We start from the raw sequence: 24,411 nt of genomic DNA on the forward strand, positions 1-24,411 counted from the left end.
TGATTGATAGTGACTTAAGGCGATTTAAGCAATCCGTCATGTCGGTAAGGTGAAAAGATACCAATACAAGCCACACTTGCCACAAGAACCTTCTCCAGAGGTATGCAAAGCATTTTGTTTGGTGTGGTAAAACGGGCTGTTATCTCTCTTTTGCCAGTGTGAATACAAACTCCAGTCCTCCACCTTGGTTGTTTTTGGCAGAGATGGTGCCTCCGTGAATAAGGACTGCATTCTTCACTATGGCGAGCCCCAAGCCGGTGCCGCCCAACTTGCGCGAGCGTCCTTTGTCTACACGGTAGAAGCGTTCGAACAAACGGTTCAGATGTTCGGGAGAAACGCCGATGCCGGTATCGGCAAAACTGAAATAGTAGTAATTCTCGTCTTCGCGGAAACAACTGATGTTGATGTGTATGTTGGTGCCGGCATAAGCGATGGCGTTGTCCATGAGATTGCGGAAGATGGAGTAGAGTAGAGAGTAGTTGCCCCGCAACTGTATCTTCGGTTTTAGGGAATTGACAACGGTGATTTGCTTCTGTTCCAGTTCCAGGGACACTTCGTTGACGATGTTTGAAACCAGCATGCTGATGTCCACCTTTTCCATATCAATCATGTTGGCGGCTTCGTCCATGCGGGTCAGTACGGATATGTCGCGCAGCAGGCGGCTCAGGCGGTTGCTTTGCGCGTAGCAGCGTTCCAGGAAGACCTGCATCTTTTCGGGTGCAATGTTTTCGTTGTTCACGATGGTTTCCAGATAACCTTGTATGCTGCTTACGGGGGTTTTCAGCTCGTGGGCGATGTTCTGGGTCAACTGCCGTTTCAGCCGTACTTGCTCTTCTTCCTGGGTGATGTCGTTGATGGAAATTTCAAAGCTGAGGTCTTGGAAGATGATGCACTCCACGATGAAGGTGCGTCCGTTCTTGTTGATGTGTACGGACATCCTTCGTTCTTCGTTGTAGGAGGGGCGCTTCTGCGCCTTGTTGATGAAATCCGTTATCTTCTGGAATTCGCAGATGGAGAATATCTCTTCGGTAGTCTGCAGGTTGGAGTCTGAAATCAGATTGCCGTATTGGGTGAACAGATTGTTTACCAATATCTCCTTTTTGTCTCTGTTGAATACGCCCAGTCCTTCGCGGGAGGTTTGCAAATGGGTGATAAGCTTTTCGCGCTCAATGTAAAGCGCCTCTTTGGTTTCGCGCAAGCGCTTGTATATCTGTATGATATGCTGCGAAATCTCTCCAAGCTCATTGTGCGGAAAGGCGGCTTGTATGTCCATGTCTATAGGTTCGTTCTTGTCGGCTCTTTTGGCAAACTCGCGCAGGTGGTTGATGGCGCTGCCCAGTTTGGAGGTGAATTTGTAGAAGACGGATATCAGCAGCAGTGATACAATGACCGTGAACCAGATGTAGTGTGGGTCGGCAGCCAGATTGTTCATCAGGTTGACGTTGTAGGGGAGGGCTGAGCGGATGATGCAGCCTTCGTAGGCGGTGGCAGAATAGAAATAGGTCTTGCCGGTGGTTTCGGAGATGCGCCGTAGGTCGTAGCCCTTGCCGTCTTTCAGCGCTTTCTGCACTTCGGGGCGTTTGATGTGGTTGTCCAGTTCATGGCTGTCGTTCTGGGAGCTGTCGAACAATACGTTGCCATGAAGGTCTACCACAGTGACGCGCAATTCCTTGTTCACATGCTTGGAGATGTAGCTGTCCAGCATGGAAGTCCATAGGCTGTCGGGGAGGTAGCGAAGCTCCTGGTGCAGTCTGTCGTTATAATCTTGCAGCTGCATGTCCAGCAGCTCCACTTTGTATTCCTTTTCCCGCTGATACTGGTAGGCGATGAAGCAGGCGGCGAATACGAGGAACAGCGAGATGACCGAAAGGAAAAGTTTCCGGCTGAAGGACAGAAAGTGTCTGTCGTTATTCGGCTTCGAAACAATAACCATATCCCAAGCGTGTTACGATACATTTGCCATAAACTCCGATTTTCTTGCGCAGGCGTGTGATGTTCACGTCGATGGTGCGGTCCAGCACATATACTTCGTCGCTCCAGATGCGGTTCAGTATATCCTCGCGCGAGAATACGCGTCCTTTATTCTGCAAAAGCAGCAATAAGATTTCAAATTCTTTTTTGGTGAGCGGTGCCTCTTCGCCGTCAATGCAGACTTTCTTCTTGATGATGTCCAGTACCAGCGTCTTGTAGACAATCTGTTCCGGTGCATGTTCCGTTTCTCCTTGTCGGGTGCGTCTAAGTACGGCTTTGACACGTGCCGCCACTTCGCGCAGCGAGAAGGGTTTGGATATGTAGTCGTCCGCTCCCAGGTTGAAACCGGTCACGGTGTCATTTTCCGTATCTTTGGCGGTAATGAAGATGATGGGTATCTGGGCTGTCTTCTTGTCCTTCTTCAGCATGCTCGCCATTTTGAAGCCGGAAATTTCTCCCATCATCACGTCCAGCAGTAGCAGGCTGTAGCTGCCAATGTCCATTCTCAGAGCTTCTTCAGCGGAGTTTGCCGTATCCACTTCGTAGCCTTCGTTTTCGAGGTTGAACTTCAGAATTTCACATAAGTCTTCTTCATCGTCCACTACTAAAATCCGGTAATCGTTCATTGCTTTGTTGTTTATGTATGACAAGGATAAAACAATTCTCTTGTCACAAAGTTAAACTTTATTTCTTTTTATCAGCAAAAATAGTGCAAACCGAATGCAGAATTTTCATGTTTGCATGAAAACTTGTGCTGAGATGCAGGCCATTTCTACTTTCTGGGTACAAAAGTGAGGCTAATTTGTTACGGAATGATGAAACAAGTGTTACATTTGGGTTACATTAAATTCTCGTTTATCTAAAAGCCCTGTCACATATAAAATATTATCTTTGCTTCGTAAATATTGAATTGTATGAAAGAACTTATGTATATCAGGAGTTTCTCTAAAAGGCGTTTGCCGGTTATTGTGGGAACTCTGCTTTTAGTGATAATCGGCTCTGTCTGGCTGAATACGGCTCCTTTCCGTTCGGGCTTTGATATCGCGGATGAGCTGGGCGGTAATATATTCCCTTCCAGTATCCTTTCAGTGGCTACCACCGATGCTCAGGTCATAGTGCCGGTAGACTCCATGTATGTAGGTAATCCGAAGTCGTGCATCGCTGTCCGTGTCCGTTCGAGGAATGCTTATAGCCGGGTGCGGGTAGAAGTTGCGGAGACTCCGTTCTTTTCCCGTTCAGTGTCGGAGTTTGTGTTGGCAAAACCGCGTACGGAGTATATTATCTATCCTGATATCATATGGAATTATGAGGCTCTGAAGAATAACAACCAGGCGGAACCCATTAGTGTGGCCGTTATGGTAGAGATGAACGGTAAGGATTTGGGGCAGAGGGTGCGTACTTTTTCCGTTCGCAGCATTAATGAATGTCTGTTGGGGTATGTCACGAATGGTACAAAATTCCATGATACCGGCATCTTTTTTGCAGCATATGTAAATGAGGAGAATCCTATGATTGACAAACTGTTGCGTGAAGCGCTGGATACGCGTATCGTCAACCGGTTTTTGGGTTATCAGGGAGGTACCGAAGTGGTGGACAGGCAGGTTTACGCCTTGTGGAATGTACTGCAGAAGCGTAAGTTCCGTTATAGCTCGGTCTCCAATACGAGCCTTTCCAGCAATGTGGTCTTTTCACAGCGTGTGCGCACGTTCGATGACGCCTTGGAGTCCTCGCAAATCAACTGTGTGGATGGAAGTGTGCTTTTTGCTTCTCTGCTCCGTGCCATCAACATAGAACCTATATTGGTGCGCACCCCGGGGCATATGTTTGTAGGATACTACACGGATTCCAGTCATAAAGACATGAATTTCCTTGAAACGACCATGATTGGTGATGTGGATTTGGATGATTTCTTTCCGGACGAACAATTGGATTCGACGATGGTGGGAAAGTCGCAGAACCAGATGTCGCGTATCACCTTTGACAAGTCCAAGGAGTATGCCAATAAGAAGTATGCCCAGAATAAGGAAGGCATTCATTCCGGCAAACTGAACTATATGTTTCTGGAAATATCCAAAGAGGTGAGAAGGAGAATACAGCCGATAGGGAAATGAGGCGTAGAATGCAAACAGCCGATTTTCACGAACCGGCCGTTCCAATCATCATCTATGAATGAAGACCGTTGAGAGGCTTCAATGAATTAAATCTCACACTCATGCTACGTGCTGTCATGAAATAATCTGTACCATTATATATGTCACCACTACTGATATGGAAATTCCACAACATGGAAAGAGACCAGTTTTTATAAGTGAAACTTGTATATATTAGTATTATGCTGAAAAATAAAATGTTAATGTAGATTATATATGGAATTTATTATTGTTAATAGTCTAACACTATTTTTTGATGAACTTATGAATCATTTTGACTAATTTGCTTTTTAGAATCCTTATCCATACCAATATCCCCACGTAATCAAGTTCTTTTTATATAAAAAGATTTATGAATATGCTTTAATGCGTAAATCAAATAGTTCAAAACATCGCTATATATAAATGATAAATGTGATGTGTTTTTCGTTTTTTCGCATCATTGAGATATATTATATACAAGTACGGCATTAATATGATTAAGAGTTAATGCTTTGAATAATTACTAAATAGATATTTAAAACTTTGCAAAAATATAAATGCAAATGTTTTAATGTTTATTTAGTAATTTTTAATTCGATTGATGATAGAATTTCTAAATTAATTCATATGTTTGCAAACAAATCCAAATAATAGAGCTTATGAAAAGAAATTATTGCTTATCATTAGTGTTGCTTGCATTGTTTGGGGTGTCTGCACCTTTTGCTGCTAATGCAGCTGTTGAAAGTGTGCTAAGTTCCCAAAGTACTCAGCAAGCCAAGAAAATCACAGGTAAAGTTTTAGATGCGGCAGGCGAACCCATCATCGGCGCCAGCGTGTTAGTAAAAGGTTCTGGTACCGGCGCTGTGACGGATATTGATGGAAATTTTTCTGTAGAGGCGCCGGTGGGTAGCACATTGGAGGTATCTTTCATTGGCTACAAAACAGTGACATTGAAGGTGACGAACGCCACTACTTATACTGTGAGTTTGCAAGATGACTCGCAAGCGCTGGACGAAGTGGTTGTGACGGCAATGGGTATCAAGAAAGAGCGCAAGGCTTTGGGATATTCAATGGAGGATGTGAAGTCGGATGAATTGATGAAGATGAAAACTGCCAATCCTATTTCATCCCTTTCGGGGAAAGTGGCCGGTGTGAATGTTACTCAGTCATCCGGTGCCGCTGGTGCGGGCGCTCAGATTATATTGCGTGGAGGAACGTCGGGTGCTGAAGGCAAAGACAATCAGCCGCTCTTTGTGGTGGATGGTGTTATTTTTGATAACTCTTCATCAGTGGTGGGCAATTCGGCTTTCGATGGTTCCATGCGTTCTGCCTCTACTACTTCCAATCGTTTGATGGATATAAACCCCGAAGATATAGAAAGTATGTCGGTGCTCAAAGGCCCTGCAGCTGCCGCTTTATACGGTTCACGTGCAGCCAACGGAGTTATTCTTATCACTACCAAGAAAGGTAAAGAGGGCGTGGTTGAAGTGAATATCAATTCTAAGTTTACTGCTTCATGGGTAAAGAGCCTGCCGCAAACGCAACGCCAATATGCCCGTGGATATATGGAAGACCAATATGATTCAAAGAAGAACTATACTGGTACTGTGTTTAATGACTTTGCTTATACTTCGTGGGGAGAGAAGTCGAACGCAGCTACTTATGATAACATAGGTGATTTCTTTCAAGGCGGAAACATTTTCGATGAAAGTGCCAGCGTAGCCGGGGGTACCAAGAATAGTAAATTCTATCTTTCAGGGTCTTACTATGATCAGGTAGGTGTTGTGCCCGAGACCGGATACAAGAAATATGCTTTCCGTTTCAATGGTGAGCAGAAGGTGGGGATTTTTACCTTTAACGCCAGTGCCGCTTATAGCGATGCTCATACGGACCGTACTTTGACGGGTGCCGGGCTTTATAATTCGAGTGGTAATGGTGCTCTTTATGGTGTGTACAACTGGTCTCCTTTCGACCGAATGACCCACTATCAGAACGAGGATGGTACCCGTTATCGTTTGTTTGGCGATCGTCTTGATCCATGGGACGAACGCGACAACCCCTATTGGATTGTCAATCGTAACCACATGTATGACGACATCGACCGTTTCAATGGGATGCTCAGTATAAAAGCCGATATTGCCAAATGGTGGTTTGTTTCTTATAAAATAGGTATTGACCGTTATACCCAAACTGCTTCCAACCGTTTGGCTGCCAATGGCGTGCTTAAACAAGTGTGGCAAAAAGGTATGATGAGTGACAACACCCAGCAGTTCCGCTATATGAGCCATGACTTTATGTCGAACATGAGCCATAAGTTCGGTGATTTCGATTTGAATCTTTTGTTGGGTGCCACAATGGACGAAACCAAGACAGACCGTAGCTCGATGATGGCTTGGAACTTTTCCGTTCCTGATTTCTTCTCATACGCCAATGCCAGTAAAGACAATAAGCAATTCACACATGCAGCTACTAAGAAACGTTTGGTAGGAGCTTTTGGAGAATTCCGTGCATCATGGAAAAATATGCTCTATCTCACTGTGAGCGGTCGTAATGACTGGACTTCTACTCTTCCTCTTGAAAACCGTTCGTACTTCTATCCTTCGGTAAGCGGTTCATTCGTATTTACTGAAGCCTTGCAGCGACTCGGTTGGCTGGATGACAGTGTGCTCAACTTTGGTAAATTGCGTGCATCGTGGGCCAAGGTAGGTAAAGATACCGGTGTGTACGAATTGGAAACTGCCTTATGGCCTACGGGTACCTATCTTGACGGTACGGTAGGTGTGGGAAATACTTGGACACGCGGTAATGACAAACTGAAACCGGAAATGACCAAGTCTACCGAAATAGGCGTGGAATTGAGTTTCTTCAAAAACCGCCTGCACATAGACTATGCTTACTATACCAACGATTCATATAATCAGATTCTTGCTCCTCGCGGTCCGCAATCTACCGGTTACATCTTTTGGAGTATCAATGCGGGCAATGTGTATAACAAAGGTATGGAACTCTCTATTTCGGGAACTCCCATACAGACTAAGGACTGGACATGGGACATTGGCTTGAACATGGCAGGTAATCGTGGTACTTTGGACGGGCTTCCCGAAGGTATGGGCGTGATGTATGTTACCGATGTGCAATATGCCGGTATGCAGGCAGCCTCGTTCAGCGGTGGAGATTTTATGGGTATTGCCGGTACCAAATGGAAACGTAATGACGCCGGTGAGGTGATACTCGACAAAAACGGTATGCCTACTTATGACAAAACCCTTGTAGCAGTAGGTAATCGTGAGTCATCGTTTACCGGTGGATTGAACAATACCCTTACTTGGAAGAATTTTACTTTCAATATGCTATGGGAATTCCGTGTAGGTGGCGATGTGGTCAACGGTACTCAATATGCTATGGATAACAGCGGTGTGAGCCAGTTCTCTGCCGATGTACGCAATCGTTCTCTCACTGTAACGGGTGTCAATGCCAATGGTGACCCAGTGACCAATACTTGGGAAGCCGATAAAACCTATACTTTTAATGGAGTACAAATGAGTGGCTACAACATCATTAAGGATTACTATCAGAACTATTACTCCAAGGAGTCAGCCAACTATATTACCGATGTCAACTCTTTGCGTTTGCGTTCTGTTTCATTGAGCTATGAGTTTCCTAAAACGTGGCTTTCCAAGATTGGATTTGTAAAGCGTGCTTCGGTATCGGTAGCTGCTACCAATCTATTGCTCATCACCAATTACGACGGTGACCCTGAAGTGGCTGCCGCCGGTGCAGGTGTAGGTGGCTCATCATCAGTAGGATTTGACTACTGCGGTGTACCTGCCACTTCTACCATGTCGTTTGGCTTGAATCTTACTTTCTAACTCTTAAAAAACAGAAGCAATATGAAACTATTCAAATCTATGATATTATGTAGTGCGGGTGCCCTTATGACTTTGTTCTCGGGGTGTAATGATTGGCTCGATGTAAATGTCGATCCCGAAAATCCCACAGCCGGAAATGCGACCTATGATTCACGATTGGCACATATTGAATTTTATACCAACAGTGCCACTCAGTTTGCTGCTTGGCGTTCCAGTATGTCTATGGGCGATTGGACACGCTATTATGACGGCGGCACTTATTGGAATATGTCTTATTGGAGTCCTCAGACCGGTGCCGTTACCACTCCCTACCAATGGTGGTTCTGTGGAGCTGCTGTAAATATTCCATTTTTGATTGACAAGGCTACGGCAGCCGAGGCTTGGCATTATGTGGGTGCAGCTCGCGTAATTCGTGCCTATGGTTTTATGCTTATGACAGACCTTTATGGAGAAATGCCTTACAAGTCGAGTGAGGCTGAAGCCGGTGTTACTCCTACCTATAATGACGGAAAAACAATCTATTTGGGCTGTTTGGCCGATCTTGACACCGCTATCGAGATGTTCCAAAAAGAGCAAGGGTCTGCGACAGCTTCGTTGGCTGTAGGCGATATTTGGAATGGTGGTAGTGTAGACAAGTGGCTTAAATTGGCATATTTACTTAAAGCACGTTACATTAACAAGCTTATTAAAAAGGGTGAAGGCAGTTATCTTGAAGGGAAATACGATGCCGCAGAAATCTTGGCTTGTCTTGACAAGGCTCAGCAAAGCAATGCCGACAATACCGTATTCAATCATATTGATGCCAATAATTCGCATGATGTATTGGGATGGGACGAACCGGTTGATTATTCACCGCTCTTTTCTGTATGTGGCATGAATGCCGGCTATATGCCTACCAAGATGCTTTACGATAATCTGACAAATTTTGCCGGAAGTGGAATAGAAGATCCGCGTGCCGATAAGATTTTACCTTGGGCATATTCGAAGCAATCAAGTAATTCACCCGCAGAGGTGAAGTTCAAAAACGGTTGGCGTCGTTCTATGGGTGTAGACATGATTGGCAATGATAGTCCCAGCCTTACCGGCGGACCGTTGCGCTCGAACTTCTCGGCAGCCAAAGGTTGGTGGATTGACAGTGAATCTTCTACCCGTAAGGGGGACACTATTTATGTAGAGTGTACCAGTCAGTGCAAAGCTTATCAAGGACGTCCTGATTTACTTTATCGTCGCGATGGCACTGATGCCTCTCGCGAATCGGGAACTTTCTATACTCGCGTGTCTTCTCCCACCTATATTGGAACCTATGCCGAAGCTTGTTTCATACGTGCTGAAGTACTCTTTAACCAAGGTAATAAAGGAGCGGCTTTTAATGCTTATAAGAAAGGTATTGCAGCCAGTATCGACGGTATGAACGATAAGTTGAAAGTGTGGTGCCGTGAAGATGCCAATTTGGAAGCATGCCCCTCGTTCTCTCCTATGACGCAAACCGATATTGACAACTATTTGAACAATGGTATCGGCACTGAAGAGAATATTACTTTGGGCAAGATTCTTACTCAAAAGCGTTTGGCATTGCATTTTTCCATGGAAATTTGGAACGATATGCGTCGCTACGATTTTAATCCGGAGCTTTTCTTAGGCTGGGGTATTCCTGCACGCTATGGCGTTGATGCTACTGCCCAAAAGAATATTCCGCAAGGTAAACAGTTCCGTCGTTGGCAGCAATGCAGTCATGAACTCAACTACAATACGGCCAATCTGCAAGCTATCGGTGCCACTGTTCCGGGAGCTGATACTTCAATTGCACTTTGGAATGCTGCCGAGGACGTATGGACTTTACCCGTATGGTGGGACAGTGCCCAAAACTAATTTTTCATTGCATTTTATTTTGTGATACAAATTCATTATCTTTACGCCCAAAATGTGGATTTTAAGATATAGTTAAGATATTGAAGGCTCTAATGGTCTTCATTCATAGATGATGATTGGAACAGCCGGTTCGTGAGAATCGGCTGTTTTTTTGTTTCGTTTGTTTGCATATCAACGGCGGTAATATGTTACTTTTGCCCTAAAACCGAAGATAGGCTGCACCTCAGCATAAAAAATGGACAAGTTCATTTTATTTTGCATTCGGTTTGTACTATCTTTGCGAGAAATAGCTGAGATGGTGTGAACTGTCTTTGCAAAGATTAGTCTATATATGGAACAAAGCAAGAAATTTATCTCTCCGGGGGCATGGTTCTCCATGACTTATCCGGCAGACTGGAATGAATTCGAGGACGGGGAAGGCTCTTTCCTTTTTTATAACCCCAATGAGTGGACCGGTAATTTCCGCATTTCGGCTTTCAAGGGGAATGCTACATACGGCAAGGACTCCGTGAAGCTGGAGTTGAAAGAAAACCCCTCTGCCACTCCGGTCAGGATAGGCCGGCTGGAATGCGCATATAGCAAGGAGATGTTCGAGGAAGAAGGTGCGTACTATACTTCCCATTTATGGATAACGGGCGTGGATGAAATTGCCTTTGAATGCTCGTTTACGGTGAAGAAAGGAGAGCCGGTTGCAGAAGCGGAGAAGATTATCGCTTCGCTGGAAACGCGGAAGGATGGAGTGAAGTATCCAGCGGAGATAATTCCGGTGCGCCTTTCGGAAATCTACCAGATTAATGAAGCATACGAGTGGGTGGATACTACTATAAAGGAATCGTTGAAGAAGGATTTCCAGGGAGCCGAGGAAGACATTGCCAAGATGCAGCAGATGATGGAAGAAAGCAACATCGGTCCTAAGAAGAAGGATGCATGGCTGGCTTTTGGCATCGCGCTTTGTGTTATTTTCGCCAATGAAGTGGACGGTATGGAATGGCGTACCTTGGTGGACGGAAACCGGGAAGCGCCCATATTGCTGAACACGTCTACCGGTGAATGGATAGACCCCATGAAGCTGGTTTGGAGCAAAGTAAAGGCAGGAGGTAAAGTGAATCTGCCGGAGATATACAGCTCCTTGTTCTAAGGTCCGGTCATCTCGGTACTGTGATTTTCAACTTTCAATTTTCATTTTTCAACTATTAAAGCATTGGCAGCAGTAAATTCAATTCTTCAGGTGGAAAACTTGACCAAGTCGTTCGGTGACTTGGTACTATTCGAAAATATTTCTTTGGGCTTGTCCGAGGGACAGCGTGTCGGGTTGATAGCCAAGAACGGCAGTGGCAAGACGACATTGCTCAATATCCTTTCCGGCAAGGAAGGGTATGACAATGGCACCATTTCCTTCCGTCGTGATTTGCGTGTGGGTTATCTGGAACAAGACCCGCAATATCCCGAAGAGCTGACCGTGCTCGAAGCGTGCTTCCATCATGGCAACAGTACTGTCGAGTTAATCAAGGAATATGAACGTTGCATGGAAACGGAGGGGCATCCCGGCTTGGACGAAATTCTGGTGCGTATGGACCATGAAAAAGCTTGGGAGTACGAGCAGAAGGCGAAACAGATTCTGTCTCAACTTAAAATACGTGATTTCAGTCAGCACGTAAAACATCTGTCCGGCGGGCAGTTGAAGCGTGTGGCACTTGCCAATACCCTTATCACTGAACCCGATTTGCTGATACTGGACGAGCCTACCAACCACCTCGACCTCGATATGACGGAGTGGCTGGAGGAATATCTCCGCCGGAACAACCTCAGCTTGCTGATGGTGACGCACGACCGTTATTTCCTCGACCGGGTATGCTCCGAAATCGTAGAGATAGACAACCGGCAGATTTATCAGTATAAAGGCAATTACAGTTATTATCTGGAGAAGCGCCAAGAGCGTATCGAGGCCAAGACTGTGGAGATAGAACGTGCCAATAACCTCTACCGCACAGAGCTGGAGTGGATGCGCCGCATGCCGCAAGCCCGCGGGCACAAGGCACGCTATCGGGAGGATGCCTTTTACGAGTTGGAGAAGGTGGCTAAGCAGCGTTTCAACAACGACAATGTAAAGCTGGACGTTAAGGCTTCTTATATAGGCAGTAAGATATTCGAGGCAGACCATCTGTACAAATCCTTTGGTGACTTGAAGATTCTGGATGATTTCTCCTACATCTTCTCCCGTTACGAAAAGATGGGTATCGTAGGGAATAACGGTACGGGCAAGTCGACCTTCATCAAGATACTGATGGGGTTGGAGCAGGCAGACAGCGGTACGCTGGACATTGGCGAGACGGTCCGCTTCGGTTACTACTCGCAGGACGGCTTGCAGTTTGACGAGCAGATGAAAGTGATTGATGTAGTGCAGGACATTGCCGAAGTCATAGAACTGGGCAACGGCAAGAAGCTGACGGCATCGCAATTCCTGCAACATTTCCTGTTTACTCCCGAGACACAGCACAGCTATGTCTACAAGCTGAGTGGGGGAGAACGCCGCCGCCTCTATCTGTGTACGGTCCTGATGCGCAATCCCAACTTCCTGGTGCTGGATGAGCCGACCAATGACCTCGATATTGTGACGCTGAATGTGCTGGAAGAGTATTTGCAGAATTTCAAAGGATGCGTGATTGTGGTGAGCCACGACCGTTATTTCATGGACAAAGTGGTAGACCATCTGTTAGTGTTCAACGGACAAGGGGACATCCGCGACTTTCCCGGCAACTATACACAATATCGCGACTGGAAAGATGCGAAAGTCCATCAAGAAAAGGAGAAAGAGAAAGAAGCCGCCAAGGCTCAGGAGGACAAGACGGCGAAGGTGCGTCTGAACGAAAAGCGGCGCATGTCTTTTAAGGAAAAACGCGAGTTTGAACAATTGGAGCAGGAGATAGCCGACCTGGAAACCGAAAAGAATGCAATTGAAGAGGCTTTGTGCAGCGGTACTTTGTCTGTGGACGAACTGACGGAGAAGTCGAAACGTTTGCCGGAATTGTCGGACTTGATTGACGAAAAAACATTGCGCTGGCTGGAGCTGAGTGAGATAGAATCGAACTGAAGTTCGAAATTGAAAATTAAGAATTAAAAATTAGAACTGAGAAAGTGGGAAATCTGACGAATTATCATAGCCATAGCCTTTATTGTGACGGGCGTGCCGGCATGGAGGACTTTGTGCGTTTTGCATTGAGTGAAGGTTTTACATCTTATGGCTTTTCATCGCATGCTCCATTGCCTTTTTCTACGGCATGGACTATGGAGTGGGATATCATGGACGACTATCTATCTGAATTCCATCGTCTGAAGGAGAAGTATGCCGGACGTATCGAACTGTATATCGGTCTGGAGATTGATTATCTGAATGAAGCGAGTAATCCGTCCATCGCCCGTTTCAGGGAGTTGCCGTTGGACTACCGTATTGGTTCTGTACATCTTCTCTACAATGACAAAGGGGAAGTGGTGGATGTAGATGTACCTGCGGATACCTTTAAGACCATTGTAGACGGACATTTCTGCGGTGACTTGGAGCATGTGGTCCGTCTCTATTATGGTAGGTTGACGAGGATGCTTGAGCTGGGTGGTTTTGATATTGTGGGCCATGCCGATAAGATGCACTACAATGCAGCATGCTATCGCCTGGGATTGCTGGACGAGCCTTGGTATGATGAGCTGGTTAGGGCGTATTTCGCAGATATTGCCCGTCGCGGCTATCAGGTAGAGGTCAATACCAAAGCCTATCATGACTTGGGCACTTTCTATCCCAATGAGCGGTATTTCTCCTACCTGCATGATTTGGGTGTACGTGTGCAGGTGAACAGTGATTCACACTATCCGGAACGGATAAACAACGGACGTCCCGAAGCTTTGCGTGCCTTGAGGAAAGCTGGATATGAATCGGTGATGGAACTACACGGAGGAGAATGGAAAGAGATGCCTATCGTGTTTTGAGTGAATAGGATACAAAAACTCCTGACTTGCCTTTTTGTAAAGGTAGTCAGGAGTTTTTCTTTCTATTATGAACTATTCTGTTTTCAGTAAAAAGTCATCAATCGCCTTTTTGTAGGTAGCCTTATCGGCTGCTCCGCGGAAGAGCTGAGGCTCTCCATTCATAGGGATGAATACAAAAAGAGGGATGCTTGTTGCATTGAACAACGCTGCCAGTTCCTTTTCCTTATCCACATTGACTTTGTAGACAACGATTTTATCGGCATACTCTTTGGCCAGTTCCTTCATAATGGGAGCCACCATGCGGCAAGGTCCGCACCAGTCGGCATATAAGTCTATGATGGCAGGCTTGTTTCCCTTGTATTTCCAGTCCTGGGATTTCTCATAGTCGAACACATCCTTGATGAACATGGCTTTGTTCATGACGATAACTTCTCCGTTTGTTTGAGCATAGGCCAGCATGCAGGAAAACACGAGGGCAACCATTGCTATAATCTTCTTCATTTCTTCTTGTTAAGAGTTTTGTTCTATAACGGCTTTCAAATCCTTACCGCTGATGACACCCGAGTGGCGCCATACGGCTTCACCTTTCTTAAATACGATAAATGTCGGTACTGCTTGTATGCGGTAGCGGGCAGCAAGTTCTTCGTGCTGGTCTACATCTATTTTGGCGATACGGGCAGCATCTCCTATTTCGTTTTTGAGTTCCTCCAGTACCGGATGCATGGCCTTGCACGGGCCACACCAGGTTGCAAAGAAATCAACTAAAACGGGCTTTTCTGATTGTATCAATTCTTCAAACTTTTCCATAATTTTTTCCTTTCTGTTTTTATTTATTTGTAATGATAACAAAATAGGAGGAGGATTTGTTCGCTAAATCATTATTTAATCGTCATCTCTTCAATGAGATGCGAAGCTCCCGCGTATTTGTCGATGATGAACAAGGTGTAGCGGATGTCTACACATGCTGCTCGTTGGGAGGACGGACGGAAGGCAATGTCGCCAGTCAAACCTTCGTAATTGCGGTCAAAGCCGGTACCTATCAGTTCTCCTTTGGCATTGAACACTGGGCTGCCGGAGTTTCCACCGGTATTGTCTGTGTTGACAATGAAGCAGATGGGCATTCCGCCGTTCGGCATGGCATAACGTCCGAAATCCTTTGCCTGATACAGCTGTTTCAGTTTGGCGGGGACTACAAACTCCCAATTGTCGGGATCTTCCTTCTCCATAGCTCCTTTCAGAGTGGTGTAGTAATCATATTTCACACCGTCTGCCGGAGCGTAGGGGAGTACTTGACCGTAGGTCAGGCGCAAGGTGGAGTTGGCATCCGGATAGATGGGCTGACCATTGGCAAGTTTCATGTCCATCATGCCCTTTACCCATACCTTGTGGGCGGCATTGTAGTTTTTATTGGCATCCATCATGGCAATGGAGGTCTGAAGCAGGCCGTCCGTGATGGAATATTTCAGCAAGACCATCCAGTCTGTATTAATCTTGTAGAGGCTGGGCTTGCGGATGAACTTGGCAAAGTTCTCCTTGTTGCCGAAGATGGAATGTTCAAAGCAGGCGTCGATGAAAGCGTCGCTGTTGCCCTTGAAACGCTTGTCTATGATTTGGAAAATACCGATGCGTTGTTCGGCAGGGATATACTTCATGTAGATTTTCAGCATTTCCTTGCCAACAATACGTTCCACTTCGGGGAAGGGGACAGAGGCAAAGTAGCGGTCGGCTGCCTTCTGAAGGCTGTCTTTAGCTGCTGCAATCTGTTTCTTGTCCTTGTTCTTCAAGGCAGATGCCAGTCCTGCGGTGCTGGGGATACGCATGAAATCGAGTCCCGTCACCAGTGCTTCTTGAATGGCTTGCTGGTGGTAGAGGGCTGGACGGCGTTGCTTTACGATGGCGCGTATCTGGTCGAATGCTTGCTGATAGCTATTGTCGTTCAGCGAGCGTCCGCGTGCCAGGAGTGCCTCTTGTTGTGCACGTTTGGTGTCCAATACTTTCAGACGGACGAGACCCTCGTTCATACCGATGGCATTTTTCCAGTAGTTGGCAGAAGATGCATACTTGCTGGCATAGTGGATGCGTACGGCATCGTCTTGCAGCATCTGCTTCATCAGAGCTTTCTGGCGTACGTCACGCACGTGGTGGCGCATGAAGTTGGTGGTTTGCATGCGTTCCTCTACTTCGTCGGAAATCATGTAGCGCCAGTTGCGTCCGGGGAAGCCCATGACGAAGGTAAAGTCGCCCTCGCGATAGCCGTCGAGGCTGATGGTGAGGTGTTTCTTCACTTTCAGGGGGACGTTGTCTTTGCTGTAAGCGGCGGGTTTCCCGTCTTTGTCGGCATAGATGCGGAAGATGGAGAAATCTCCCGTGTGGCGGGGCCACATCCAGTTGTCGGTGTCTGCACCGAACTTGCCGATGGAGGAGGGGGGAGCACCTACCATGCGGATGTCGCTATAGGTGGTCTTTACGAACAGATAGTATCTGTTTCCACCGTAGAAGGCTTTCAGTTCCAGCTTGCGGCCGGGTGTCAGGGCGATGCCTTCGGACTTGGCGAAGCGGTCGGCTACTGTCTTCAGGTATTTGGGAGACAGATAATTGGTGCCGTTCGGGTCGTCGTCGGTTTTCAGTTGTTCGTTTACGTAGTCTGTCACGTCCAGTATCCGGTCGATGTAGGTGACGGTGAGTCCCTTGCAGGGAAGCTCCTCTTCGCGGGACATGGCCCAGAAACCGTCGGTCAGGTAGTCGTGTTCCACCGAGCTGTGTTGCTGTATGGCGCCATAGCCGCAGTGGTGGTTGGTCAGTACCAGGCCTTCGGCAGAGATGACTTCGCCGGTACAGCCACCGCCGAAATGCACCACGGCATCCTTCAGAGCAATGCCGTCGGGATTGTAGATTTGGTTGGCGGGGATGAGCAGTCCGAGTTCCGTCATGGCTACTTCGTTCTGCTTTTGCAGGTCGGTGAGCATCCACATACCTTCGTCGGCGTGAACCGTGGCAAAGGCAGATGTAATGAATAATGATAATAGGATTCTTTTCATGATGATATGCGTTAGAAGAGCATCTGAGAGGGGGGCTATTCAGTCGTATACTGAATAGGGTTAAGTATACTACTGAATGGCATTCAGTCGTATAGTGAATGCCATTCAGTATGGGAAGTAATTTCTCAGAGGCTTTTATTTATTCTACGATGTTCATTTCGTTTATCAAATGTCCGCAGTTGCCCAGCTTGTCGAGGATGAAGAGCACGTAGCGGATGTCCAGTGCAATGCAACGCTGCAGGTCATTGTTGAAGTTGATGTCACCGCTCAATGACTCCCAATTACCGTCGAAAGCAGTACCGATGAGCTGTCCTTCGCCATTGATGACGGGGCTGCCGGAGTTGCCGCCGGTGATGTCGTTCGTCGTGAGGAAGCAAACCGGCATGGTGCCGTCTGCCATGGCGTAGCGTCCGAAGTCTTTCTTCTGAATCAGTTCTTTCAGCTTGGCGGGTACTACGAATTCACGGTCTTCGGGATTCTCTTTTTCAAGGATACCGTCGGTAGTGGTATAGTAGTCGTAGTGTACGGCATCGCGTGGGCTGTATGATTTTACATTACCATAGGTCAGACGCATGGTGAAGTTGGCATCCGGATAGGAGGGGACGGGCTGTTTCATTTCACCCAAGCCACGGATGTAGGCCTTGTGGAGCAGTTCCATTCCGCTTTCCAGTTCCATGTATTGCTTTCCGAGTTCCTGCAGCTTTTCGTTCTTGGAGCGCGAGTAAGCCGTAGCAGGGTCTTTCTCGATGGCTTTCACGGTGGGCTTTGCCAGGAATTTATCCAGGTTCTTGCGGTTGGAGAGGATGGAGTTGTCGTAAATGTTGTCTACGTATGCGTTGTAGTCGCCCTTGAACTCTCCGTTGATGGTTTGGTAGAAGGAGGGCAGCTCGTCGGCGTTCAGTGCCTTGGCAAGGGCGGGCAGGATGGCTTTGGCTACGGCGCGGTCCACTTCGTGGTCGTAGTCTTTATTGTGGATACCATCGTATGCATTTTCCAACTGCTTCTTCGAAGCTTGCAGCAATGAGTCGTTCTTCTCTTCGAGCGCTTTCTTTATGTTATCCATAATAAGGTAGGTACTGCCGAATTCGATAGCACCGCGCAATGCTTCGTTGGTATAGTAGAGCTGGCGCAGCGTGGGGGTGCTTTTCTCGATGATGGCATCAATTTTCTCTACCACACCCTCGTATTCGGGTTTTCCTTGGGCAAAGGCGGCATACTTTTTCTCGATTTCGGCTTTGGCGCCCAACACGTCATTGTCGATGATTGCCTTGTTCATACCAATGGAGTTCTTCCAGTAGTTACTGCTTCCGGCAAACTTGCTGGCATACTGGATGCGGGTCTTGTCACTGGCATCCATATACTTGCGCAGCACTTCGAGGCGTACGCCGCGCATGTCAATCATTGCCTGGTTCACGGCGTTCATGCGTTGCTTCACTTCGCTCTGGGTGAGGTAACGTTCTGTGCTGCCGGGGAAGCCCATAATCATGGCGTAGTCACCTTCGTTCAGGCCTTTGATGGAGATGGGCAGGAACTTCGGCGTTTTCAGGGGTACATTGCTTTCACTGTATTCAGCCGGCTCTCCGTTGGCATCGGCATAGATACGGAACATGGAGAAGTCGCCCGTGTGGCGCGGCCACATCCAGTTGTCGGTCTCACCGCCAAACTTACCTACCGAGGAGGGAGGAGCGGCAACCATACGCACGTCGCTGTATACCTTATAATAGAACATATAGAATTTGTTTCCTGCATAGAAGGGGAGTGCGCGCACTTCAATGCCCGGTTTACCCTTCAAATCGCTCTTCTCCAGTTCCTCTTTTGCCAGTTTGTTGAGGAACGGGGAAGTCAGTGCATCGATTTCCGTCACTTCGCCTGCCTTTATTTTAGCGTTGACAAGGTCGGTGATGTCTACAATGCGGTGCACGAAACGGAATTTCAATCCCGGGGTGGGCAGTTCTTCACTGCGGTTCATGGCCCAGAAACCATCTGTCAGATAATCGTGTTCCACGCTGCTGTGCTGCTGTATGGCACCGTATCCGCAATGGTGATTGGTCAGAATCAGTCCTTCCGGAGAGATGATTTCGCCAGTACAGCCGCCGCCAAAGATACCTACGGCATCTTTAAGTGACACGCCGTTGGGATTGTAAAGGTCGTCAGCCTCCAGCTTCAGTCCTTGCTTTTTCATCATGTCGATGGAGTTCTGCTGCTTCATCAGTTGCAACAACCACATTCCTTCGTCTGCACGCGCAGAGCAGACTGTCAGTGCGGCAATGGCCGCAAGCAAACCTTTCTTAAATGTAATCTTCATATAATCAATTATTAAGTAATGTCTTTGAATTTCATTGTCATCGCTTGTGGGCTTATGGCTTGATGGCATTGTTTCTTATTGCTTCCATAATGTTTGCAGGCGGACGCTGGTTCATCAGTTCGTTCTTCATAAAGTCCATGTATGGGGCTACGTGACTGAAGAACTTATGATATCCTGCACAAAGGTAATTCAGTCCCGGCTCTCCGTCGGCTGTACATGCAAAACGGTTCTTTGGACATTCGCCGTTGCAGGCAAACAGCCATTCACACTCCCTGCATTGGGTGGGGAGCGATTGTTGCTTCATCAGTCCGAAGGCTTGTTGCCGTTCGCCGTACATCATCTCCACCAGTGTATTCTGATGGATGTTGCCCAGTTTATATTCGGGGAAAACAAAATGGTCGCAGGTATATACGTCTCCGTTGAACTCCATGACACCTGCATGGCCGCACGTCTTTGCCATGGAACATACACCCGGCTGTTCGCCTATCCAGTTGGCAAGGGTAGAGTCGAATAACTGTATGTAGTAAGTACCCACGTCCTGCTTTACCCATTCGTCGAACAAGGCGCATAGGAAGTCTCCCCATTGTTCCGGTGTGACGGAAAAGTCTGCCAGTTGCGTGCTCTTTTCCTTGTCTGCCAGGGAGGCAAGATGGCGTCCGTCCCCATGAGGGGCAATGCGCTCCACGATGGGGGCAAACTGGATGTAATGGCATCCTATCTCCTTGAAGAAATTATAGAAGTCCAGCGGATAGTCGGCGTTGTAGTCATTGACCACAGCCATTCCGTTCCATTCCACACCGTGCTTTTTCAGCAGGTTGATGCCTTGCATCACCTTGACAAAAGAGGGCTTGCCCTGCTTGTTCTTCCGGTATTCGTCATGGAACTCTTGCGGTCCGTCTATGGAGACGCCCACCAACCAGTTGTTTTCTTTGAAAAACCGGCACCATTCATCGGTGAGCAACGTGCCGTTGGTCTGTATGCAGTTGTCGATGGTGCGTCCGTTGGCATATTTCCTTTGCAGCTCCATGGCCCGTTTGTAGAAAGACAGCGGACGCATCAGTGTCTCTCCGCCATGCCAGGTGAATAGAACCTGGGGCATAGTCTGCGAGTTGATGTACTCCTCGATAAACTTTTCCAGAAGTTCATCACTCATTACATGCTTGGGATTATCTCTATATAGTTTGGATTTCTCCAGATAATAGCAATAATCGCATGCCAGATTGCATACCGCACCTACCGGTTTCAGCATTACATAGAGCGGTTTGGCAAAAGGTGCATAGGTTGACATGTATATTTTCTCTATTTTTATAATTTATAATTGTGCAAAAATACGTAAACCGAATGAAAAATCCTTTCTTTCTATCCGGTTTATAAGGAATATTAATACCTTTGCTGGGTGTAATTCAAAAATCGTTTCTTGCATGATTAGAATGAGTGTGAACCGCATTTTACCCTTTTTGCTCCTGCTTGTGCTCTTTACTTCTTGTAACCGCAAGTATAAGATAGAGGGCAGTTCTTCGGTAACCAGCCTTGACGGAAAGATGTTGTTTCTCAAGACGCTTCGGGACGGACAATGGGTGAACGTTGACTCGGCAGAGGTTATCCATGGGCATTTCAAGATGAAAGGCCGGGCCGATTCCGTGATGATGGTGACTCTTTATATGGACCAGGAAGGCATTATGCCTTTGGTGCTGGAAGATGGCAAAATCGTGGTTTCCATCTCCAATACCCAGTTGATTGCCAAAGGAACCTCTTTGAATGACAAACTGTACGAGTTCATAGACAAGCGCAATTCCCTGGAAGTGAAGATAGAGGAGCTGGAACGGAAAGAGGCGCGTATGGTGCTGGACGGTGCCAATCTGGATGACGTGCATGGGCAGTTGGCAAAGGAAGGCGAAGCACTTGTGAAAGAGATGAACGACTACGTCCGGCAGTTCATTGTAGATAACTTTGAGAATGTGCTGGGCCCCAGTGTATTCATGATGATGTGTAGCACACTGCCCTATCCGGTAATGACTCCGCAGATTGAGGATTTAATGAGAACTGCTCCCTTATCTTTTAAAGAGAACAAATTGGTGAAGGATTACCTTACAAAGGCAAAAGAGAACATGAAGCTGATTGAAGAACAGAAACGTATGGAGCAAAACCGTTAGTCTTGGTCCTCGTTTTTCACCATCCCCTTATACTTTTCCGGTAGTGCGCTCTCCACTGCCACATAGGCCTCATTCATACTGGCTTTGATGTTTTCTGTTCCTCTCCCTTTAGGAGGAATGGGCTCATGGATGGTCAGTATCATCCGGTGGCGGTGTATCCACTTTCCGGTGCGTGGAAGAATCTCGAACGAGCCGTCTATCGTGACAGGTACCACTTCCAGTTGCAGTTCATCCGCCAGCTGGAAGGCTCCTCTCTTAAAGTAGCCCATGTGTCCCGTGAAGGTACGTGCCCCTTCGGGGAAAACTACCAGTGATACGCCGTCTTTTAAAGATGATTCAGCCTGCCGCATGGTGGCAAGCACCTTTTTAGGGCTGGAACGGTCGACGAAGATATGTCCTGCACTTTCGCATGCCTTACCGACAAACGGGATTTTGCGCAGGCTCTTCTTCATCATCCATTTGAAGTTTCTTCCCAGGAACCCGTATATCAGGAATATGTCGAAGGAACCTTGGTGATTGGGCACAAACACGTAAGAGGTACGTTTGTGTATTTTCTCCCTTCCATGCACCTCGACCGGAATAAGCAGGATATAGCAGATGAGCTGCGACCAGATTTTACCGGGATAGTAACCCCAGAAGTGTGCACCTCCTATCAACGAACCGATGATGGTAACCAATGCTGTAAGGATAGTCAGTACCAATAAGATGGGCAACGCAAAGCAAACCTGGTAAATATTGTAAAGTATCTTCATAGGGGTTGGATTTTTTATTGCTACAAAGATATACCTTTTTCTTATTTCGTCACTCTTTCTCTCTTACTAATTTTATTACTGTAATCTCCGGCCATGCTCCGAATCGGAACGGTAGTCCTACATAACCGATGCCAATATTTACATACAAAGCCCTCTTGCCTTCGTAGTACATTCCTTTCCATTCCGGATAGATAAGTTCGGCAAGGGAGTGTCCGAACAAGATGCCCTGCATGGCATGGGTGTGCCCTGCAAGCATCAGTGAAATATCCGATTGGGGCAGTACTTCACGTCTCCAATGGGTAGGGTTATGGCTGAGCAATATTTGGAACATTCCCTCCGTGCCCTGCATGGCTTGTGGCAAGTTTGCAAATTGGGAGAAAGGAGGCTCACCATCGTTTTCCACACCGATAAGGGCTATGCTGTCACCTTTATGATGGAGGATGTCGTGCTCATTGTTCAACAGTTTCCATCCCATTGCTTTCTGCTGCCGGATTAAATAGTCCAGATTGGCTATTTCTGCTTTCTGGCTTTGCCAGTGATAGTATGACCCATAGTCATGGTTACCGAGGATGGAGTACACTCCGTCCGGTGCGTGCAGTTGGGAGAGTATTTCTTGGAAACCATCCAGTTCATGGCTCTGCTGGTTCACGAGGTCACCGGTGAAGACAATCAGGTTCGGCTTTTGCCCGTTGACCAAATCGACCAGTTGCTTGATGGGAGCCGGATTGCCTTGCCAACTGCCGATGTGTATGTCCGATATCTGCACGATGCGGTAGCCGTCGAAACCTTCCGGAATATCGGCAGAACGATATTCTACTTCTTTCGTATCAAAACGGGTGATACCTGCAAAGGTTCCGTAGAGGATATTGAAGAAGCTGACGACAGCCAAAACCAGTCCTATAGCGGTGAACGGGCTGCGGGGACAACGACGGATGATGAAGTGCGCCAGTACTCCCACCAGCGAGCAAAGCATGAATATGGTTTTTGGAAAAACAAACAGCATGATGGTAATTGCCAGTCTGCCTATAGCCTGCGTATGGTTTGACATCGCATTATCGCCCGTAAGGAACATGAAGTAAACATAGCCTGCCGCCAGCAATAAGGTGGGAAGCCAATAGAGGCTGCGTAGAAATGTCTTTCTGGTTTTTCTTACTACATAAACCAAGTAAATGTAAAGGTCGGGGATGAGAAGGAAAAGGATGAAAACAAGAGTTACTCGGTGCATATATCTTTCAATTCTTCAATGTTCTTTTTAATATTGTCCAGATGTTTATAGATTACCTTTTTGTAGAGAATATAGATGATTAGCGCGTCAAATACTACGAAAAGGGTAATCAGTAGGGCTTGTACGCTGGCTGGTGCCAGATGATATTCCATCACCCAATAGTTGAGGATATTGAAAAGGATAATCCAAATGGAGATGCCCATCACTTCATATCTGGTCCATTGGCGGAAGGTGGTCATACGGCGACTGACTTCGGCAACCCCCATTTCATCAATACGCGTGTCCTTGTTCCAGCGGTATGTTTTCCAGTCCCACCACATGCCTATGAGGATGCTTATAGCGATGAATCCCAGTAAAGCGACAATCTTACCTTGCAGCTGCTCATTGAAGCCGAAGGTGGGCAGCAACAGCCATATAAGCAGAAGGGCTGCCAGACCTACCGCTCCCATTCCGATAGAGAAACGCTGTATGACTACGAGTCGTCCCAGACTTTTGCGGGTATTTGCCTTGTAGCCGGCAATTAGTTCGGTAATCTGCTGTTCGTCAGCAATCGGTTCTTTCTGCAACTGTTCATTCAGTGCGTTCCATGATTTCTTCAGTTCATCCAGTTCCATATATTTATTCCTCCTTATTCATTTTTTTCAATTTGTCCTTGATGCGGCTGAGTTTGGTGGCAACGTTTGTCAAGGTCAGCCCGGTGATTTCGGCAATTTCTTCGTAGCTTTTCTCTTCCAGATAGAGCAGTATGATGGACTTTTCCAATTGTCCCAGTCGGTTTATCATCCGGTAGAGCTGCCGTAGCATGGCTTGTGTCTCGTCGGTTTCTTCAGTCCGGTCGGCTTCCTGGGTGAGGGTAACGATTTCGGGGATGTTCTTTTCTTTGCGGATAAAGCTGATGCACGTGTTCAGTGCGATGCGGTAAATCCATGTGGAAATCTTACACTCCCGCCGGAACTTGGGAAATGCTTTCCATAAGTTGAGCACCACTTCCTGATACAGGTCGTTGAGGGTAGCATTGGGCGTGGTGTACAGATAGCACACCTTATATATCACGCGCTCATACTCCCGTACCACGGATACAAACTCTTGTTCTGCATTTTCCATCTTTTAGCTTCTTTC

18 protein-coding genes are annotated in these 24,411 nt (G+C 47.0%); 7 read left to right on the forward strand and 11 right to left on the reverse strand.

What is annotated here, in order from left to right; translation table 11 throughout:
- Window positions 1-139: 139 nt before the first annotated feature.
- A complete protein-coding gene (locus DWZ67_RS18100; RefSeq protein ID WP_016273375.1) occupies window positions 140-1,933 on the reverse strand; it encodes an ATP-binding protein in 1,794 nt (597 codons plus the stop codon).
- Window positions 1,908-2,597, reverse strand: coding sequence for a response regulator transcription factor (locus DWZ67_RS18105; protein WP_005835972.1), 690 nt, complete (start codon window positions 2,595-2,597; stop codon window positions 1,908-1,910). Before DWZ67_RS18105 ends, DWZ67_RS18100 begins: the two co-directional genes overlap by 26 nt.
- Window positions 2,598-2,885: 288 nt before the next feature.
- Here DWZ67_RS18105 and DWZ67_RS18110 point away from each other — a divergent pair, with 288 nt between their 5' ends.
- The 6 genes from DWZ67_RS18110 to DWZ67_RS18135 all read left to right on the forward strand — a co-directional run bounded on the left by DWZ67_RS18110 (window position 2,886) and on the right by DWZ67_RS18135 (window position 13,819).
- Window positions 2,886-4,082, forward strand: a complete 1,197-nt coding sequence (locus DWZ67_RS18110; protein ID WP_009036798.1) for a hypothetical protein — start codon at window positions 2,886-2,888, stop codon at window positions 4,080-4,082.
- A gap of 680 nt (window positions 4,083-4,762) precedes the next feature.
- On the forward strand, window positions 4,763-7,972 hold the full coding sequence (locus tag DWZ67_RS18115) for a SusC/RagA family TonB-linked outer membrane protein (RefSeq protein ID WP_005826721.1): 3,210 nt from the start codon (window positions 4,763-4,765) through the stop codon (window positions 7,970-7,972).
- Between the two features lie 21 nt (window positions 7,973-7,993).
- The gene (locus DWZ67_RS18120; protein ID WP_057256388.1) at window positions 7,994-9,841 is read left to right on the forward strand and encodes a SusD/RagB family nutrient-binding outer membrane lipoprotein; all 1,848 of its coding nucleotides are present in this window, start codon (window positions 7,994-7,996) and stop codon (window positions 9,839-9,841) included.
- A gap of 331 nt (window positions 9,842-10,172) precedes the next feature.
- Window positions 10,173-10,979 (forward strand): DUF3805 domain-containing protein, encoded by an 807-nt coding sequence (locus DWZ67_RS18125; RefSeq protein ID WP_120139460.1) that lies wholly within the window; start codon window positions 10,173-10,175, stop codon window positions 10,977-10,979.
- A 63-nt stretch (window positions 10,980-11,042) separates the two neighbouring features.
- Window positions 11,043-12,932 carry an ABC-F family ATP-binding cassette domain-containing protein gene (locus DWZ67_RS18130; RefSeq protein WP_005826716.1) on the forward strand — a complete coding sequence of 630 codons (1,890 nt, stop codon included), beginning with the start codon at window positions 11,043-11,045 and terminating at the stop codon, window positions 12,930-12,932.
- A gap of 44 nt (window positions 12,933-12,976) precedes the next feature.
- Window positions 12,977-13,819 (forward strand): histidinol-phosphatase, encoded by an 843-nt coding sequence (locus DWZ67_RS18135; RefSeq protein ID WP_120139461.1) that lies wholly within the window; start codon window positions 12,977-12,979, stop codon window positions 13,817-13,819.
- Between the two features lie 72 nt (window positions 13,820-13,891).
- On the opposite strand, the gene DWZ67_RS18140 is transcribed toward DWZ67_RS18135, so the two are convergent.
- The 5 genes from DWZ67_RS18140 to DWZ67_RS18160 all read right to left on the reverse strand — a co-directional run bounded on the left by DWZ67_RS18140 (window position 13,892) and on the right by DWZ67_RS18160 (window position 20,450).
- Window positions 13,892-14,320 carry a thioredoxin family protein gene (locus DWZ67_RS18140; RefSeq protein ID WP_005826712.1) on the reverse strand — a complete coding sequence of 143 codons (429 nt, stop codon included), beginning with the start codon at window positions 14,318-14,320 and terminating at the stop codon, window positions 13,892-13,894.
- A gap of 9 nt (window positions 14,321-14,329) precedes the next feature.
- On the reverse strand, window positions 14,330-14,626 hold the full coding sequence (gene trxA, locus DWZ67_RS18145; RefSeq protein WP_005826711.1) for a thioredoxin: 297 nt from the start codon (window positions 14,624-14,626) through the stop codon (window positions 14,330-14,332).
- 71 nt (window positions 14,627-14,697) lie between these two features.
- Complete coding sequence (locus tag DWZ67_RS18150; protein WP_120139462.1) at window positions 14,698-16,857, reverse strand: S46 family peptidase; 2,160 nt, start codon at window positions 16,855-16,857, stop codon at window positions 14,698-14,700.
- 139 nt (window positions 16,858-16,996) lie between these two features.
- Window positions 16,997-19,162 (reverse strand): S46 family peptidase, encoded by a 2,166-nt coding sequence (locus tag DWZ67_RS18155; RefSeq protein ID WP_087332683.1) that lies wholly within the window; start codon window positions 19,160-19,162, stop codon window positions 16,997-16,999.
- Window positions 19,163-19,214: 52 nt separating this feature from the next.
- Window positions 19,215-20,450 carry an anaerobic sulfatase-maturation protein gene (locus DWZ67_RS18160; RefSeq protein ID WP_120139463.1) on the reverse strand — a complete coding sequence of 412 codons (1,236 nt, stop codon included), beginning with the start codon at window positions 20,448-20,450 and terminating at the stop codon, window positions 19,215-19,217.
- 133 nt (window positions 20,451-20,583) lie between these two features.
- Here DWZ67_RS18160 and DWZ67_RS18165 point away from each other — a divergent pair, with 133 nt between their 5' ends.
- The gene (locus DWZ67_RS18165; protein ID WP_120139464.1) at window positions 20,584-21,315 is read left to right on the forward strand and encodes a DUF4369 domain-containing protein; all 732 of its coding nucleotides are present in this window, start codon (window positions 20,584-20,586) and stop codon (window positions 21,313-21,315) included.
- On the opposite strand, the gene DWZ67_RS18170 is transcribed toward DWZ67_RS18165, so the two are convergent.
- From DWZ67_RS18170 to DWZ67_RS18185, 4 genes are read right to left on the reverse strand one after another with little or no spacing between them, the layout of a single operon-like run.
- On the reverse strand, window positions 21,312-22,067 hold the full coding sequence (locus DWZ67_RS18170; RefSeq protein WP_120139465.1) for a lysophospholipid acyltransferase family protein: 756 nt from the start codon (window positions 22,065-22,067) through the stop codon (window positions 21,312-21,314). The two genes, DWZ67_RS18165 and DWZ67_RS18170, sit on opposite strands and share 4 nt — an antisense overlap.
- A gap of 49 nt (window positions 22,068-22,116) precedes the next feature.
- Window positions 22,117-23,292: a metallophosphoesterase gene (locus DWZ67_RS18175; RefSeq protein ID WP_120139466.1), complete on the reverse strand. Its 1,176-nt coding sequence runs from the start codon at window positions 23,290-23,292 to the stop codon at window positions 22,117-22,119.
- The gene (locus DWZ67_RS18180; RefSeq protein ID WP_005826703.1) at window positions 23,280-23,906 is read right to left on the reverse strand and encodes a hypothetical protein; all 627 of its coding nucleotides are present in this window, start codon (window positions 23,904-23,906) and stop codon (window positions 23,280-23,282) included. Before DWZ67_RS18180 ends, DWZ67_RS18175 begins: the two co-directional genes overlap by 13 nt.
- Before the next feature lie 4 nt (window positions 23,907-23,910).
- Window positions 23,911-24,396: an RNA polymerase sigma factor gene (locus tag DWZ67_RS18185; protein WP_005826701.1), complete on the reverse strand. Its 486-nt coding sequence runs from the start codon at window positions 24,394-24,396 to the stop codon at window positions 23,911-23,913.
- Window positions 24,397-24,411: the final 15 nt, after the last annotated feature.

The sequence above is a fragment of the Bacteroides sp. AF34-31BH genome (genome assembly GCF_003602795.1).
Lineage (GTDB): Bacteria > Bacteroidota > Bacteroidia > Bacteroidales > Bacteroidaceae > Bacteroides > Bacteroides uniformis.